The organism is Streptomyces sp. NPDC045967, from assembly GCF_056430495.1.
In genome coordinates this window covers 1-16727 of the sequence record NZ_JBWKLE010000004.1, presented here as the reverse complement: position 1 = coordinate 16727, position 16727 = coordinate 1, and the positions used below count along the sequence as shown (strand labels likewise).

The following is a 16727-nucleotide window of genomic DNA, read 5'->3' as shown; positions in this document are numbered from 1 at the left end:
GGGCCCGCTCGGAGCCCGCAGGGGCCCTCTGACCAGCAAGGGACCGCCTCCGGGCCCGGTGCCGCTACGACCCGTCCCGCTCCTTGGCCGGCGTGCGGGAGCGCCCGCGCGGCAGGACCCGCAGCGCGTCGCCCATGTCGGCGACCTCCGTCACCTTCATGCCGGCCGGCACCCTGCCCGGATCCGACGGCACCAGGGCGTGGGTGAACCCGAGCCGGTGCGCCTCCGCGAGCCGCCGCTGCACGCCGGTCACCCGGCGCACCTCGCCGGCCAGGCCGACCTCGCCGATCGCCACCAGGTTCTTCGGGAGCGGGACGTCGCTGGCGGCGGAGGCCAGGGCCAGCGCGATCGCCAGGTCGGCGGCCGGCTCGGTCAGCTTCACCCCGCCCACCGTGGCGCTGTAGATGTCGCGCTTGCCCAGCGCGGTGATCCGGCCGCGCTGCTCCAGCACCGCCAGCATCATCGAGACGCGCGAGGTCTCCAGGCCCGAGGTGGTGCGCCGGGGCGAGGGGATCTGCGAGTCCACCGTCAGCGCCTGCACCTCGGCGACCAGCGGGCGCTTGCCCTCCAGCGTCACCGTCAGGCAGGTGCCGGGGACCGCCTCGGCGCGCCGGGTGAGGAACAGGCCGCTCGGGTCGGCGAGCCCGGTGATCCCCTCGTCGTGCAGCTCGAAGCAGCCCACCTCGTCGGTGGCCCCGTACCGGTTCTTGACGCCGCGCACCAGCCTCAGGCGGGCGTGCCGGTCCCCCTCGAAGCTCAGCACCACGTCCACCAGGTGCTCCAGCAGGCGGGGGCCGGCGATCGCCCCGTCCTTGGTCACGTGGCCGACGAGGAGGGTGGACATGGCGCGCTCCTTGGAGGCGCGGATCAGGGCCCCGGCGACCTCGCGGACCTGGGCCATGCCGCCCGGTGCGCCGTCGATCTCGGGGGAGGCGACGGTCTGGACGGAGTCCAGGATGAGGAGGGAGGGCTTCACCGCGTCCAGGTGCCCCAGTACGGCGGAGAGGTCGGTCTCGGCCGCCAGGTAGAGGTGGTCGCTGAGCGCGTTGATCCGGTCGGCGCGCAGCCGCACCTGGCTCGCGGACTCCTCGCCCGTGACGTACAGCGTGCGGTGGTCGCCGCTCGACGCCTTCGCCGCGACGTCGAGCAGGAGCGTCGACTTGCCGACGCCGGGCTCCCCGGCGAGCAGCACCACGGCGCCCGGCACGAGTCCGCCGCCGAGCACCCGGTCCAGCTCGTCCACGCCGGTGCTGCGCGCGGTCGCCGTCCGGCCGTCGACCTGGGCGATCGGCACGGCGGCGGTCGACACCCGGCCGGCGGCGGTGGTCCGCACGGCAGGCGCGCCCATCTCCTCGACGGTGCCCCACGCCTGGCATTCGGGACACCGCCCGAGCCACTTCGCGGTCGTCCAGCCGCATTCGGTGCAGCGGTAGGACGGCCGGTCCTTGGCGGATGAACGAGCGGTGCGGGCAGCCATGCCGCACACGGTAGCCGCCGGCACCGACAACGCCGTCGCCGCCGCCCCTCTGCCGCCGGGCCGCACCCGGCAACCGCCCCGTCAGCGCTCCACCGATCTGTTCACCCGTAAGGGCTAAATCCGGGTAAGGCTTCCGGAGGTATCCCGGCGCGCCGCCTACGGTCGCCGAGTGAACAGCAGCAGCCAAGCCCACTCCTCGTCACGCTCCGGCGCACACCGGGCGCAAGGGCGCACGGGCCGTGAGGGGGAGGCGCCGCCGCCCTTCCGGCACGAGCCCTACCTCGACGGCCTGTTCACCTACTGCCTCTCCGTCCTGTGCGACCACGACACCGCCACCGACGTGCTGGGCGACGTGCTCGCCGTGGCCGAACGGCACCCCGGCCGCTGCCCCGACGAAGGGGACCGGCGGGCCTGGCTCTACGCGCTGGCGCGCTGGGGCTGCCTGCACCGGCTGGCGGAGCAGCGGCGCGTACGACAGGGAACGCACTGCGCCCGGCGTGCGCCGGGGCACGCCGATCCGGGACGTGCGCCGGACGGGGAGACGGAAGGCAGACCGCCCGGCGGCGCCCGCCGGACGCTTGACGTGAGCGCGTACCGCCGTACCGAGCTGGCCCGGCTGGCGTGGCCCGAGGCCGCCGGGACCACGCCCGAGCAGCGCGAGGCCCTGGAACTGGCCGTCCGCCACCGCCTCGGCGTCACCGAACTGGCCGCCGTCATCGGCACGCCCCCGGCCGCCGCCCGCGAGCTGCTGTCCGGCGCCGCCTGCGAGGTGGAGCGCACCCGGACCGCCCTCGCCGTGGTGGAGACGGGCAACTGCCCCAGCGTCTCCCGGCTCACCGGCGACGGGCAGGTCCTGCTGTCCACCACCCTGCGCGCCGAGCTCGTCCGCCACGTCGACGACTGCCCGCGCTGCCGCCGCGTCGCCGAACGCGTCGGGGCCGCAGCCCCCTGGCCCGGCTCCGGCGGCACCGGGACCACGGCCCTGCCGCTCGTCCCGGCGCCCCGCACCGCCGTCCACGCGGCGATGCTCCGCTCCGGCGGGCGGGGGCGGCGGCCCGCGCCGCGCTTCGACCGCACCGGCTTCCCGATGGACCCCAAGGACCGGGCGGCGCGCCGCGACCGCATGCGGGCCCGGGCGGTGACCACCACCGTGGTGGCCACGGTCGTCGCCGCGCCGGTCCTGGCCCTGTGGGCCGCTCACCGGGGCGCGCCGGAGGGCGGCGATCCCGTCGGCGAGGCCGCCACCCGCATCTCGGCGAGCGAGACCGACCTCCCCCTGCCGCCGCACGTCGGCGGGCACCCGCTGGCCGCCTACGAGAACGCCGGGAACACCTCCTCCACCACCGGCGGGGTCGCGTTCGCCCCCGGCGGCGCCGGACCCGACGTCTCCGTCGAGGTGATCAGCACCGGACCCGCGCCGGCCTCCGACCGGCCCGGCGCCCCCGGCCGGCTCACCGTGGCCGCGTCCTCCCGCGGAAGCACCACGCTGCTCACCCTCACCGCGTCCGGCGGCGCCCCGGTGGACTGGCGGCTGTGGTCCGACGCGCCCTGGCTGCACGCGAGCCGGACGGCGGGCACGCTGGCCCCTGGAGAATCGGTCACTCTGTGGATCAGCGTCGACCGCCAGGCGCAGCCCGTGGGGAGCTGGACGGCCCGGGTGGGTGTGGATCCCGCCGGCGCGGTCGTCTCCATCCACGGCCGGGGGCGCCCGGCCCCGGCCCCGGAGCCGCCGTCGACTCCGGACCCGACTCCCACGCCCACCCCGCCGCCGAGCCCCACGCCGACCCCGGATCCGACCCCCACGCCCACTCCGACCCCGACGCCCACGCCGACGTCGGGAGGAACGGCGTCACCGGAACCCGACCCGGAGCCGGAGCCCGACCCGTCGGCCCCGACGACCTGACGGCCGGCGCCGACGGAAAGCCCAGGCGGGGGACCCGGGCCGGGGAACGGCTAAGCCGGGGGCGCCGGGTCGGCCGGGTGCGGGGCCATCGGCAGCAGCGAGGCGAGCCGTGCCTCGCACAGCTTCACCAGCTCCTCGTACGCCTCCTTGCCCATCAGCTCGATCAGCTCGGGGCGGTACGACACGTACACCGGCTGCCCGGCGCCGTGCGCGGAGGTCGCCGACGTGCACCACCAGTGCAGGTCGTGCCCGCCCGGGCCCCAGCCGCGCCGGTCGTACTCCCCGATCGACACCTGGAGCACCCGGGTGTCGTCGGGCCGGTCGATCCACTCGTAGGTACGGCGGACCGGCAGCTGCCAGCAGACGTCGGGCTTGGTCTCCAGCGGCTCCCGGCCCTCCCTCAGCGCCAGGATGTGCAGGGAGCAGCCGGCGCCGGCGGGGAAGCCCGGCCGGTTGAGGAAGATGCACGCGCCGTCCCACCGGCGGGTCTGCTTCTCCCCGTCGTCGTCGTCCTGCGTCCAGCCGGACTCGCTGCCCACGTCGTGGAACTGCCACAGCTCGGGGGTCAGCCGGGCCACGTGCCCGGCGACGCGCTTCTCGTCGTCCTCGTCGGAGAAGTGCGCGCCGAGCGTGCAGCAGCCGTCCGCCGCCCGGCCCGCCTGGATGCCCTGGCAGCCGCTGCCGAAGATGCAGGTCCAGCGGGAGGTGAGCCAGGTCAGGTCGCAGCGGAAGACCTGCTCCTCGTCGGCGGGGTCGGGGAACTCCACCCAGGCCCTGGGGAAGTCCAGGCCCTTCTCGTCGGCGGCCCGCGCGGCCGCGAGCGCGGCGGCCCCGGCCTTGGCGGCCTTGGCCCCCGCCTTGTCGCCGGACCCGGTCTGCTTGGCCTTCTTCGTATGTGGCACAAACCCAAGCGTATGCGCCCCTCCCGTGAGGCCCGCGCGTTGCCCGCAGTAGCGTTCCCCCCTATGAGACTCGGTGTCCTCGATGTGGGTTCGAACACGGTCCACCTGCTGGTGGTGGACGCGCACCCCGGCGCGCGCCCGCAGCCGGCGCACTCGCACAAGGTGGAGATGCGGCTGGCGGAGCTCCTCGACGACGCGGGCGCCGTCACGTCCGAGGGCATAGAGCGCCTCGTCGCGGTGATCGCCGACGCGGTGCAGGCCGCCGAGGACAAGGGGTGCGAGGACGTGCTGCCCTTCGCCACCAGCGCCGTGCGCGAGGCCACCAACGCGGACGCGGTCCTGGCCCGCGTCAAGGCGGAGACCGGTGTCGACCTTGCCGTGCTGAGCGGCGAGGACGAGGCGCGGCTCACGTTCCTGGCCGTCCGCCGCTGGTTCGGCTGGTCGGCGGGGAAGCTGCTGGTCCTCGACATCGGCGGCGGCTCGCTGGAGATCGCCTACGGCATCGACGAGGAGCCGGACGCGGCCGTCTCCCTCCCGCTGGGTGCGGGCCGCCTCACGGCGGGCTGGCTCCCGGGTGATCCGCCGGACGCCCTCGACATCCGGGCCCTGCGCCGGCACGTGCGGGCGGAGATCGCGCGGACGGTGCGCGAGTTCAGCCGCTTCGGGACCCCGGACCACGTCGTGGCCACGTCGAAGACCTTCAAGCAGCTGGCCCGCATCGCGGGCGCCGCCCGCTCGGCGGAGGGCCTCCACGTGCAGCGCGAGTTGAGCCGCGCGTCGCTGGAGGAGTGGGTGCCGCGGCTGGCCTCGATGACCACGGCCCAGCGGGCGGAACTGCCCGGCGTCTCGGAGGGCCGGGCGCACCAGCTGCTGGCCGGAGCGCTGGTCGCCGAGGGCGCGATGGACCTGTTCGGGGTCGACGACCTGGAGATCTGCCCGTGGGCACTGCGCGAGGGCGTCATCCTGCGCAGGCTGGACCACCTGCCGACGGGGCAGTCCTGACCGAAGGACCACGTCCGGGGGCCGACGAACCGCACCTCCGGGCCGCGAGCGGCCACGCCTCGCATCCGCGACGGGCCGCGTCGGAAGACCGCTACGCGCCCCGCCTGAAGACCGGTACGCGCCCCGCCTGAACGCCGCTTCGGGCCACGCGCCCGGGGCCGGCCCTCCCGCACCCCGTACCCTGTCTCCGTGGCAGAACCAGTCCTTGTCCCGACCGCGAAAGTCGCCCTGTCCACCGCCTCCGTCTATCCGGAGACCACGGCGACCGCCTTCGAGATCGCCGCGCGCCTCGGCTACGACGGCGTGGAGGTCATGGTCTGGACCGACCCGGTCAGCCAGGACGTCGACGCGCTGCGCCGGCTGTCCGACCACCACCAGGTGCCGATCCTCGCGATCCACGCCCCCTGCCTGCTGATCACCCAGCGGGTGTGGTCGACCGACCCCTGGACCAAGCTCCGGCGCGCCCGGGCGGCGGCCGAGCGGCTGGGCGCCTCCACGGTCGTGGTGCACCCGCCGTTCCGCTGGCAGCGGCAGTACGCGCGGGACTTCGTCAGCGGGATCTGGCGGATGGCCGAGGAGACCGACGTCCGGTTCGCCGTCGAGAACATGTACCCCTGGCGCTACCGGGACCGCGAGATGCTCGCCTACGCGCCCGAGTGGGACGTCACGAAGGACGACTACCGGCACTTCACCGTCGACCTGTCGCACACCGCGACCGCCCGGACCGACGCCCTGGGGATGATCGACCGGATGGGGGACCGGCTCGCGCACGTCCACCTCGCCGACGGGAACGGCTCGGCGAAGGACGAGCACCTGGTCCCGGGCCGCGGTACGCAGCCCTGCGCCGAGCTGCTGGAGCGGCTCGCCCTCGGCTCCTTCGACGGGCACGTGGTGATCGAGGTCAACACGCGGCGCGCCATGTCGTCGGCCGAGCGCGAGGCCGACCTCGCCGAGGCGCTCGCCTTCACCCGCCTGCACCTCGCCGCCACCCCCGCACCGCGCGAGCGGGCGCCGCGCGACGGGGCCTCCCGAGACGGGTCCCCCCGCGACGGTTCCTCCCGCGGCGGGGCGTCCCGCGGCAGGGCCCGGCGGCCGTGACCGAGCCCCGGCCCGAGCCCGTCAAGCGCCGCCGCGGCCCCGGCCGGCCCCGCCAGGACGAGGTGGAGGAGGGCCCCGGCACCCAGGAGCGCATTCGCCTCGCCGCCCGCTCCGAGTTCGCCGCGCGCGGCTACGACAAGACCTCCGTACGCGGCGTCGCCAAGGCCGCCGGCGTGGACCCGGCCCTGGTCCACCACTACTTCGGCAGCAAGGACGACCTCTTCGCCGCCGCCATCGAGCTGAGCATGGAGCCGGCCCTGATCGTCCCCGCGATCATCGGGGAGGGCCCGGACGGCATCGGGGAGCGGCTGGCCCGGTACTTCCTCGGGGTGTGGGAGAACCCGGTCACCCGGGTCCCGCTGCTCGCCGTGATCCGCTCCGCCCTCACGCACGAGGCCGCCGCGAAGGTGCTGCGCGGGCTGGTCCTGCGTCGGGTCCTGGAGAGGGTCGCCGCCGACCTCGACGTGCCCGACCCGACCTTCCGCGCCGAACTGGCCGCCTCCCACATGGTCGGCATCGCGATCCTGCGCTACGTCGTCCAGGTCGAGCCCCTCGCGTCCGCCGATCCGGATGACATCGTCGCCCTGGTGGCCCCCACCCTCCAGCGCTATCTGACCGAGGAATGAGCCGCCCATCCCGGCATGCGGACGCGCCGTCCGTATCCCGGGCCGGAGGCGTAACCTCGTAACTGATCCATATCCACAGCCGTGGCCGCGCCCGCAGGGGCCGGTCGCACTCATGGGGAGTGAACCCGATGCCCGAGCTGAGGTCCCGCACCGTCACCCACGGCCGCAACATGGCGGGCGCACGCGCCCTTATGCGTGCGTCGGGCGTAGCGAGCGAGGACATCGGCAAGCCGATCATCGCGGTCGCCAACTCCTTCACCGAGTTCGTCCCCGGCCACACGCACCTGGCCCCCGTCGGCCGGATCGTCTCCGACGCCATCCGAGCCGCCGGCGCCATCCCGCGCGAGTTCAACACGATCGCCGTCGACGACGGCATCGCCATGGGCCACGCCGGCATGCTGTACTCGCTGCCCTCCCGCGACCTCATCGCGGACAGCGTCGAGTACATGGTCGAAGCGCACTGCGCCGACGCGCTGATCTGCATCTCCAACTGCGACAAGATCACGCCGGGCATGCTGATGGCCGCGATGCGCCTCAACATCCCGGTCGTGTTCGTCTCCGGCGGCCCGATGGAGGCCGGCCAGGCCACCCTCGTCGACGGCACCGTCCGCAAGCTCGACCTGATCGACGCGATGGTCGACGCCTCCAACGAGAACGTCTCCGACGAGGACGTCCTGCGGATCGAGGAGAACGCCTGCCCGACCTGCGGGTCGTGTTCGGGCATGTTCACCGCCAACTCGATGAACTGCCTCGCCGAGGCCATCGGCCTGGCCCTGCCGGGCAACGGCTCGGTCCTGGCCACCCACACCGCCCGGCGCGCCCTGTACGAGGAGGCCGGCCGCACGGTCGTCGAGATCACCAGGCGCCACTACGAGCAGGACGACCACTCCGTCCTGCCGCGCAGCATCGCCACCCGCGAGGCCTTCGAGAACGCCATGGCCCTGGACATCGCGATGGGCGGCTCCACGAACACGATCCTGCACCTGCTGGCCGCGGCCCAGGAAGCGGGCCTGGAGTACGACCTCACCGACATCGACGAGGTCTCCCGCCGCGTCCCGTGCCTGGCCAAGGTCGCCCCGAACGTGGCGCCCGGCGGCACGTACTACATGGAGGACATCCACCGGGCCGGCGGCATCCCGGCCATCCTCGGCGAGCTGCACCGCGGCGGACTGCTCAACAAGAACGTCACCACGGTCCACTCGGACGGCCTGGAGGACTGGCTCGCGCAGTGGGACGCCCGCTCCGGCACCGCCTCCGAGGAGGCCATGGAGCTGTGGCACGCGGCCCCCGGCTGCAAGCGCTCCGCCACCGCCTTCTCCCAGTCCGAGCGCTGGGAGACCCTCGACCTCGACGCCGAGGGCGGCTGCATCCGCTCCGTCCAGCACGCGTACTCCAAGGACGGCGGCCTCGCCGTGCTGCGCGGCAACATCGCCGTCGACGGCTGCGTGGTGAAGACGGCCGGCGTGGACGAGTCGATCTGGACCTTCGAGGGCCCGGCCGTCGTCTGCGAATCGCAGGACGAGGCCGTCGACAAGATCCTGCGCAAGGAGATCAAGCCGGGCGATGTCGTCGTCATCCGGTACGAGGGCCCGCGCGGCGGCCCCGGCATGCAGGAGATGCTCTACCCGACGTCGTTCCTCAAGGGCCGCGGACTGGGCAAGGTGTGCGCCCTGGTGACCGACGGCCGCTTCTCCGGCGGCACCTCGGGCCTGTCCATCGGCCACGCCTCCCCGGAGGCGGCCTCCGGCGGCGACATCGCGGTCGTCGAGGACGGCGACCGGATCCGGATCGACATCCCCAACCGGTCCATCGAGCTGCTGGTCGACCAGGAGACGCTGGCGGCCCGCCACGCGGCCCTCGGCGGGGTCTACGCGCCGAAGAACCGCGAGCGCCAGGTCTCCGCCGCCCTGCGCGCCTACGCGGCCATGGCCACGAGCGCCGACAAGGGCGCTGTCCGGGACGTCTCCCGCCTGGGCTGACCCCCGCGCCGAACCTCCGCGAGGCCCCGCACCCCGCCGGTGCGGGGCCTCGCGCGTTCGCCACGCGCGCCACGCGTCAGGGGCGTCGAGCGGCCCCCCGGGCGTTCACCGCGGGTCGGCGGCTTCACCACGCCGAGGGGTCGGCGGCGGCCACCGAGAACACCGTCCCGTCGGGGGCACTGCCGTACACCCGCCCGTCGGCGACCACCGGCGGGGGGACCGTGGCCGTGAAGGTGCCCCGCCCCGTCCCCATCCGGGGGTCGGTCTGCCCGGCCGGGCGTCCGGCCCGGGCGTCGACCGCGATCAGCCGCCCGTCGGCCGCCATGAAGAACAGCCGGTCGCCGTCGACGACCGGCCGGGAGGCCGCCGCCACGGCCGTCTCCAGCCGCCACGCCTCCTTCTCGCCGTCGATCGCCGTCAGCGCCCCCGAGACGCCGATGAGGTAGACGACCCCGTCCGGTCCCACGGCCGCCTCGGCCTGCAACTGCGCGACCGCCAGCGGAGTGCGCCGTACCGCCCGCGTGGCGAGGTCGACCCGTACGACCGCGACCGACATCCCCTGCAGATCACCCGCCAGCAGGTACAGACCGCCCTGCGCCACCCCCACCGGCTTGAGCAGCCCGGGAGCGCGCAGCTGCCAGCGCACCGTGCCGTCGGCCGGATCGACCGCCGAGACCTGCGAGGACCCGCCGTCGTCCGCGCGCGTCGACACGTACAGGTCTGGGGTGCCCCCCGGCTGCTCGGGACCGGTGAGCCACACGGAGCCCGTCCGCCCCGGGCGCCTGCTCCAGCCGGCCTCGCCGGTGGCCGCGTCGAGCGCCGTGACCGTCCCGTCCGCCCCGGCCACCAGCACCTTCGCGCCGGCCGGCAGCACGGTCGCGTGCGGGGCGACGTCCTTCTGCCACCGCGGCGCGCCCGTCGCCGGATCCAGCGCCCGGAGCAGCCCGCTGCCGGGGGTCGCGGCGAGTACGAGGCCACCGTTCCCGGCGGCCGTGAGGGCGGGGGCGATGGCGGTCGCGCCCGCCGTACGGGGGCCCGTGCCCGGGGCGGGCACCGACCAGACGACCGCGCCGTCGGCCGGGTCCAGCCGGGCCGCGACCAGGCCCGGCGTCGAGCAGTACAGCGCGCCGGGCCCGGCCGCGCACCCCGACACCGTGTTTCCGGGGGCGCGGTCACCGAGGGGAACCGACCACGGGGCCGGGGACGGCGCGGACGCGGCCGCTCCCCGCGGAGGCGGCGCCGTACGCCGCTGCCCCGGGTCCTCACCGCCGCCGAACCGGGCGTAGGCTCCGGCGGCTCCGCCCGACAGCAGCAGCGCGAGGGCGAGCGCGAGCAGGAGCCGTCGCGGCCGGCGCCGCGCCACCGGGCCCTCGGGGACCCGTACGCGCCGGTGCGTGACATCGTCGGCGGCGGACGGCACCGCCACCGGGACCGGCCGCCGCGGCTGGGGGATGAAGGCGCGGGTCTCCTCCCCCGTGGGGTACGCGGCGGCGCGCAGCTCTCCCAGCAGGGCGTCGGGCGTCGGCCGGTCGGCGGGGTCCTTCGCCAGGCAGCGCGTGATGACCGGGACCAGGGAGGCCGGCACCCCCGTCAGGTCCGGTTCGCTGTGCACCACCTGGTAAGCGACCAGGTAGTGGCTGTCGGAGTCGAACGGCCCGCGCCCGGTCGCCGCGTGGACGAGGACCGCCCCCATCGCGAACACGTCGGCCGCCGGACCGACCTCCCGCGGCCGCTGGAACTGCTCGGGCGCCATGAACGGCGGTGTCCCGATCAGCTTTCCGGTCTCGGTCCGCACATCGCTGTCGGCGGGCCGGGAGATCCCGAAGTCGATGACCCGCACCCCGTCCGCCGCCATCAGGACGTTGCCGGGCTTGAGGTCCCGGTGCACGACACCGGCCCGGTGGATGTCCCGCAGCGCCTCGGCCAGCCCGGCACCGAGCCTGGCCAGCGCCCCGGGTCCGAGGGTCCGCTCCCGTACCTGCTCGGCGAGCGTGGGGGCGTCGATGAACAGGGTCGCCATCCACGGCCGCTCGGCATCGGGGTCCGCGTCCACGACGGGCGCGGTGAACGCACCGCTCACCCGCCGGGCGGCCGCGACCTCCTGGCGGAACCTGGCCCGGAACTCCGGATCGCGCGCGTGCTGCCCGTGGACGACCTTGACCGCGAGCCGCAGTCCGGACGGCGAGGTGGCCAGATGCACCACTCCCATGCCTCCGGAACCCAGGACGGATTCCAGCCGGTACTGCCCGGCGTACTCCGGAAAACCGGCCCGCTCCGCGCGCAGTGGATGCACTGCCGACCACCCCCGCCGGAGCCTAGTCGATGGCGCATATGAAGCGGCAAGGGCCTGCTACCCTGCGCGAGTTGCAGAGCGTCATGCTCAAGGGGGGAATGACCGATGGCAGTTGAGGACGCGGCGAACGACGTCCAGACCCTGGCCGGGGAATCCGGCTACACGTCCTACCCGGTCGCACCCGGCGTCCAGCTCAACGTGCGCAGCGGCCCGGGCACCGGCTACCCGGTCGTCGCCGTCCTGCCGCTCGGGGCCCGGGTGGCCATCCGCTGCCAGTGCGCCGGCACCACCGTCTCCGGCCCGTACGGCACGACCAACCTCTGGGACTGCGTCGGCAACGGCCAGTTCGTCTCCGACGCCTACGTCAAGACCGGCAGCGACGGCTACGTCGCCGCGCGCTGCGGTTAGGCCGCGTCTTTCGGAGCAGGCCGTGGGCGGCCGCCCGTCTGACACGTGAGACACGCTCGGTCCAGCCGGTGCGGCGGGGAATAATCGCCGGTGTGAACGACGACCAGCGCGACCAGACCCCCGCCGAGCCGGCCCCGGCAGCGAAGCCGGTCCCGGCCGCCGAGCCGGCTCCGGCCGCCGCCGGACCCGAGCCCGAGCCGATCCGCTTCTTCGGCACCACCTGGGTGCACCACGACGGCGGCTACGCCCTGCGCCGCGCCGCCGTCGCCGCCGGGTCGCTGGTCACCGCCGTCGCCGCCGCGCTGCTGCTCCGCCTCTCCTACGAGGGCCTGGAGCTCGGCAACGTCGGGCCCTTCCTCAGCATCTCCGTCGTCGTCCTCTTCGCGATCGCGAGTTCCATCGCCTTCGCCAAGACCTGGGAGTCCTTCGGCCGCCGCCCGGCCCCCTCCTCCGACGAGGCCGCCCTGAAGGGCCTGAAGGCGATCGGTTTCATCGGCTCCCTCATCGCGTACTTCCTGCGCTGCCTCGTCGAGGCACCGGGCGAGAAGCTGCGCCGCGCCGAGTACGAGCGCGCCGTGGCCGACTTCGCCCGCCGCCGCAGCTCCCGCACGGGCAACCCGGCAGCGCGCCGCCCCAAGCGCAAGAAATAGCCGGCGGCTCCTCCCCGAGAGCCTGCTTCCCCCGCTTCCCCGGGATTGACCCCCGGCCCAGCCGGGCGCATTATTCATCACATGATGAATAATCTGCCCGAAGGAGCCCCACGCACCCGGGAAGCCCCGGCCGCCCCCGCCGGGGCCGCCGTGCACGCCGCCGGCCTGACCGTCCGGCGCGGCACCGGCCGAGCCCCCCGCACCGTCCTCGACCACATCGCCTTCGACGTCTCCCGCGGCCGCATCACCGGCCTCCTCGGCCCCTCCGGTTGCGGCAAGTCCACCCTCATGCGCGCCGTCGTCGGCACGCAGGCCCGCGTCACCGGCACCCTCGACGTCCTCGGCCGCCCCGCCGGCCACGCCGAGCTCCGCTCCCGCATCGGCTACGTCACCCAGGCGCCCTCCGTCTACGACGACCTCACCGTCCGGCAGAACCTCGCCTACTTCGCCGCGGTCCTCGACCCCGGCCGCGCCGCCGCCGACCGCCGCGCCGCCGCCGTACGGCAGGCCATCACCGACGTCGACCTCACCACCCGCGCCGACGCCCTCGCCGGCAACCTCTCCGGCGGCCAGCGCAGCCGCGTCTCGCTGGCCGTCGCCCTGCTCGGCACCCCCGAGCTCCTCGTCCTCGACGAACCCACCGTCGGCCTCGACCCCGTCCTGCGCCGCGACCTGTGGAACCTGTTCCACGAGATCACCCGCACCCGCGGAGCCACCATCCTCGTCTCCTCGCACGTCATGGACGAGGCCGAGCGCTGCCACGACCTGCTCCTCATGCGCGAGGGCCGCATCCTCGCCCAGGACACCCCCGACGCCCTGCGCGCCCGTACCGACTCCACCACCGTCGAGGAGGGCTTCCTCCGCCTCGTCGACCAGGCCGCCGCCGACGCCACCGCAGCCCGGGAGCCCCAGCGATGAACACCGCCCGCACCACCGCCACCGCCGGCCGAGTCCTGCGCCAGCTCGCCCACGACCCCCGCTCCATCGCCCTGATGCTGCTGGTCCCCGTCCTGATGCTGACGCTGCTCCGCTTCGTCTTCGACGGCGACCCGCGCACCTTCGACGGCATCGGCGCCGCACTCCTCGGGATCTTCCCCCTCATCACCATGTTCCTGGTGACCTCCATCGCCACCCTGCGCGAGCGCACCTCCGGCACCCTGGAACGCCTCCTCGCCATGCCGCTCGGCAAGGGCGACCTCATCGCCGGCTACGCCCTCGCCTTCGGCGCCGTCGCCGCCCTCCAGTCCCTCCTCGCCACGGGGCTCGCCCTCTGGCTCCTCGGCCTCGACGTCGTCGGCTCCCCCTGGCTGCTGCTCCTCGTGGCCCTCCTCGACGCCCTCCTCGGCACCGCGCTCGGACTCTTCGTCTCCGCCTTCGCCGCCTCGGAGTTCCAGGCCGTCCAGTTCATGCCGGCGGTGATCTTCCCGCAACTGCTCCTGTGCGGCCTGTTCGCGGCCCGCGACACCATGCACCCCGTCCTCGAGGGCGTCTCGAACGTCCTGCCCATGTCCTACGCGGTCGACGGCATGAGCCAGGTCCTCAGCCACACCGACATGACCGCCGACTTCGTCCGCGACGCCGTGATCGTCGCCGGCTGCGCCCTGCTCGTCCTCGCCCTCGGCGCGGCCACCCTCCGCCGCCGCACCCCCTAGCACGGCCGGCCGGGCGGCCGGCTCGGCGGCCGCCCACGGACCGGACACCGCCCCCGGCCCCCCGCCTCGAGTGCAAGGATGATCCCGTACGCAGTCATACGCAGACATACGCAGCGCGTTCGGCGAGGTGAATCCGGCATGACCCAGACAGTCGCAGTCCTCGGTACCGGCAAGATCGGCGAGGCCCTGCTCAGCGGGATGATCCGCGGCGGCCGGCCCGCCTCCAAGCTCCTCGTCACCGCCCGCCGCCCGGAACGCGCCGAGGAACTCCACGCCCGCTACGGCGTCGAGGCCGTGAGCAACGCCGAGGCCGCCAAGCGCGCCGACACCCTCATCCTCACCGTCAAGCCGCAGGACATGGGCAGGCTCCTCGACGAGCTCGCCCCGCACGTCCCCGCCGACCGCCTGGTCATCAGCGGCGCCGCCGGCATCCCGACCTCCTTCTTCGAGGAGCGCCTCGCGCCCGGCACCCCCGTCGTCCGCGTCATGACGAACACCCCCGCCCTCGTCGACGAGGCCATGTCCGTCATCTCGGCCGGCAGTCACGCCACCGCCGCGCACCTCGCCCACACCGAGGAGATCTTCGGCGGCGTCGGCAAGACCCTGCGCGTCCCGGAGTCCCAGCAGGACGCGGCCACCGCCCTGTCCGGGTCAGGACCGGCGTACTTCTACTTCCTGGTGGAGGCGATGACCGACGCCGGGATCCTCCTGGGCCTGCCCCGCGCCCAGGCCCACGACCTGATCGTGCAGGCCGCCATCGGCGCCGCCGTGATGCTCCGCGACAGCGGCGAGCACCCGGTCAAGCTCCGCGAGGCCGTCACCTCCCCGGCCGGTACGACGATCAACGCGATCGTCGAGCTCGAACGCCACGGCGTGCGCGCCGCTTTGATCGCCGCCCTCGAAGCGGCCCGCGACCGCAGCCGCGAGCTCGCCTCCGGCAACAGCTGAGCCGCGCGTACGGGCCGCCGGCCGTCCGGCGGCCCGTACCCGTCAGCCGTCGTCCACGCGGCCGCGGAACTCCACGGCGGCTCTACGGAGCGAGCAGCCCGATGGCCCCGTACGCCCGGTCGACCACCGGCCGCGCCAGCCCCCGGGCCCGGTCCGCACCCTCCCGCAGCACCTTGTCCACCTCCGCCGGATCGGCCGCCAGCCGGGCATGCCGCTCCCGCACCGGCCGCAGCAGCTCGACCACCGCGTCGGCGACGTCCCGCTTCAGCGCGCCGTACCCGGTGTAGCCGTCGGCGAGCCGTACCGGGTCCCCGCCCGTACAGGCGGCCAGGATGTCCAGCAGGTTCGCGACTCCGGGGCGCGCCGCCCGGTCGTGGACGACGCCGCCGACGCCGCTGTCGGTGACGGCCCGCATCACCTTCCTGCGCACGACCTCCGGTTCGTCGAGCAGGTAGACGACGCCCGTGCCGTCCGCCCCGGTCTTCCCCATCTTCGAGGTGGGCTCCTGGAGGTCCATGACCCGGGCGGCCACCGCCGGGTGCGTGGCCCGGGGCACCGTGAACGTGTGCCCGTACCGCTGGTTGAAGCGCACGGCCAGATCCCGGGTCAGCTCGACGTGCTGGCGCTGGTCCTCACCCACGGGCACCTCCTCGGCCCGGTAGGCGAGGATGTCGGCGGCCATCAGCACCGGATAGGTGAGCAGCGACAGCCGCACGCCGTTCCCGGCGGCCTGCGCCGTCGCCGCCTTCTCCTTGTACTGGATCATCCGGCGCAGCTCTCCGTCGGTGGCGGTGCACTCCAGCAGGTACGCCAGCCGCGTGTGCTCGTCGACGTGGCTCTGCACGAACAGCGTGCACCGCTGCGGATCGAGCCCGGCGGCGAGCAGCAGCGTCGCCGCCTGGCGGGTCAGCCGCCGTACGCGGGCCGGTTCGTGCTCGACGGTCAGGGCGTGCAGGTCGACGACGCAGAACAGGGCCTCGTCCGGCTGCTGGTCGGCGGCGACCCACTGGCGTACGGCGCCCAGGTAGTTTCCCAGGGTCAGGTGCCCGGTCGGCTTGATTCCGCTGAAGACGGTGGTCATGTCCTGCTCTCCCTCGTGGGTGTGGTGGGGGACCGCCGCGTGGGGCGACCGGACCACTCCCGGGGGAGCAAACAGAACGGCCGCCGGAGCGGCGGCCGTGAGCGCATGCGTGCTCGGGTTGCGTCGGCCGCCGTCAGGCGGCCCACCAACGGAGGTTGAGCGTGAGCGCATGCGAAGTCATGGCACCACCCTAGACGGAACGGGAGGAAGGCGACGAGAGGTTTGCGCCGAGCGCGGCCGGCCAGTCGGGGGTTGACACAGGTGTACCCGATCCGTAAGGTTCTTCGAGTTGTCCGAAGTGAGCGCCGACCCCGGTCGGTCCCCGGACAGCCATCCCGCACCTACACATTCGAACGAACGACTCACTTTGTCGTCCCGTTTTCATGCGTATTTGCGAATGAGGAATCCGCGTCCGAGGACGCCGCCGCCGATTAGGTTCGGGGGCGGGGAATCCGCTACTGTCTCACTCGCCGCAAGGGCCCAACAGCCCCGCAGGCAAGCCCCGCTGACCGGGGGTCAGGCCCGAAAGGATCTGATAGAGTCGGAATCGCCGGAAAGGGAAAGCGCGAAAGCGCGGGAACTGGAAAGCACCGGGGAAATCGGGCCCGAAAGAGTCTGATAGAGTCGGAAACGCAAGAACAGCAGGAAAGCAGAACGAAGCCCGGAGGAAAGCCCGAGAGGGTGAGTACGAAGGAAGCGTCCGTTCCT

14 protein-coding genes are annotated in these 16727 nt (G+C 74.2%); 10 read left to right on the top strand and 4 right to left on the bottom strand.

What is annotated here, in order from left to right:
• Positions 1-64 precede the first annotated feature (64 nt).
• A complete protein-coding gene (radA, locus tag AC07FY_RS10035) occupies positions 65-1477 on the bottom strand; it encodes a DNA repair protein RadA (protein ID WP_479003258.1) in 1413 nt (470 codons plus the stop codon).
• 169 nt (positions 1478-1646) lie between these two features.
• Between radA and AC07FY_RS10030 the strand changes: the two genes are divergently transcribed.
• Positions 1647-3380, top strand: coding sequence for a BACON domain-containing protein (locus AC07FY_RS10030; RefSeq protein WP_479003257.1), 1734 nt, complete (start codon positions 1647-1649; stop codon positions 3378-3380).
• A gap of 50 nt (positions 3381-3430) precedes the next feature.
• Here AC07FY_RS10030 and AC07FY_RS10025 read toward each other — a convergent pair whose 3' ends face one another.
• Positions 3431-4168 carry a DUF3109 family protein gene (locus AC07FY_RS10025; protein ID WP_479004503.1) on the bottom strand — a complete coding sequence of 246 codons (738 nt, stop codon included), beginning with the start codon at positions 4166-4168 and terminating at the stop codon, positions 3431-3433.
• 177 nt (positions 4169-4345) lie between these two features.
• Here AC07FY_RS10025 and AC07FY_RS10020 point away from each other — a divergent pair, with 177 nt between their 5' ends.
• From AC07FY_RS10020 to ilvD, 4 genes are all read left to right on the top strand, one after another.
• Entirely contained in the window at positions 4346-5284 is a 939-nt protein-coding gene (locus tag AC07FY_RS10020) for a Ppx/GppA family phosphatase (protein ID WP_479003254.1), read from the top strand.
• A 189-nt stretch (positions 5285-5473) separates the two neighbouring features.
• Complete coding sequence (locus tag AC07FY_RS10015) at positions 5474-6382, top strand: sugar phosphate isomerase/epimerase family protein (RefSeq protein WP_479003251.1); 909 nt, start codon at positions 5474-5476, stop codon at positions 6380-6382.
• On the top strand, positions 6379-7008 hold the full coding sequence (locus AC07FY_RS10010) for a TetR/AcrR family transcriptional regulator (protein WP_479003248.1): 630 nt from the start codon (positions 6379-6381) through the stop codon (positions 7006-7008). The genes AC07FY_RS10015 and AC07FY_RS10010 overlap by 4 nt, the downstream gene beginning before the upstream one ends.
• 128 nt (positions 7009-7136) lie before the next feature.
• Positions 7137-8987 carry a dihydroxy-acid dehydratase gene (ilvD, locus tag AC07FY_RS10005; RefSeq protein ID WP_479003246.1) on the top strand — a complete coding sequence of 617 codons (1851 nt, stop codon included), beginning with the start codon at positions 7137-7139 and terminating at the stop codon, positions 8985-8987.
• A gap of 124 nt (positions 8988-9111) precedes the next feature.
• On the opposite strand, the gene AC07FY_RS10000 is transcribed toward ilvD, so the two are convergent.
• Positions 9112-11280 (bottom strand): serine/threonine-protein kinase, encoded by a 2169-nt coding sequence (locus AC07FY_RS10000; protein WP_479003243.1) that lies wholly within the window; start codon positions 11278-11280, stop codon positions 9112-9114.
• 105 nt (positions 11281-11385) lie between these two features.
• Between AC07FY_RS10000 and AC07FY_RS09995 the strand changes: the two genes are divergently transcribed.
• The 5 genes from AC07FY_RS09995 to proC all read left to right on the top strand — a co-directional run bounded on the left by AC07FY_RS09995 (position 11386) and on the right by proC (position 14938).
• Complete coding sequence (locus tag AC07FY_RS09995; RefSeq protein ID WP_479003240.1) at positions 11386-11688, top strand: peptidase; 303 nt, start codon at positions 11386-11388, stop codon at positions 11686-11688.
• A 92-nt stretch (positions 11689-11780) separates the two neighbouring features.
• On the top strand, positions 11781-12338 hold the full coding sequence (locus AC07FY_RS09990) for a hypothetical protein (protein WP_479003237.1): 558 nt from the start codon (positions 11781-11783) through the stop codon (positions 12336-12338).
• A gap of 81 nt (positions 12339-12419) precedes the next feature.
• Positions 12420-13256 carry an ABC transporter ATP-binding protein gene (locus AC07FY_RS09985; RefSeq protein WP_479003234.1) on the top strand — a complete coding sequence of 279 codons (837 nt, stop codon included), beginning with the start codon at positions 12420-12422 and terminating at the stop codon, positions 13254-13256.
• Positions 13253-13990 (top strand): ABC transporter permease, encoded by a 738-nt coding sequence (locus AC07FY_RS09980; protein WP_479003231.1) that lies wholly within the window; start codon positions 13253-13255, stop codon positions 13988-13990. The genes AC07FY_RS09985 and AC07FY_RS09980 overlap by 4 nt, the downstream gene beginning before the upstream one ends.
• 138 nt (positions 13991-14128) lie before the next feature.
• Positions 14129-14938: a pyrroline-5-carboxylate reductase gene (proC, locus tag AC07FY_RS09975; protein ID WP_479003229.1), complete on the top strand. Its 810-nt coding sequence runs from the start codon at positions 14129-14131 to the stop codon at positions 14936-14938.
• 82 nt (positions 14939-15020) lie between these two features.
• Here the strand turns inward: proC and trpS are convergent, their stop codons facing one another.
• Positions 15021-16019: a tryptophan--tRNA ligase gene (gene trpS / locus AC07FY_RS09970; RefSeq protein ID WP_479003226.1), complete on the bottom strand. Its 999-nt coding sequence runs from the start codon at positions 16017-16019 to the stop codon at positions 15021-15023.
• Positions 16020-16727 lie beyond the last annotated feature (708 nt).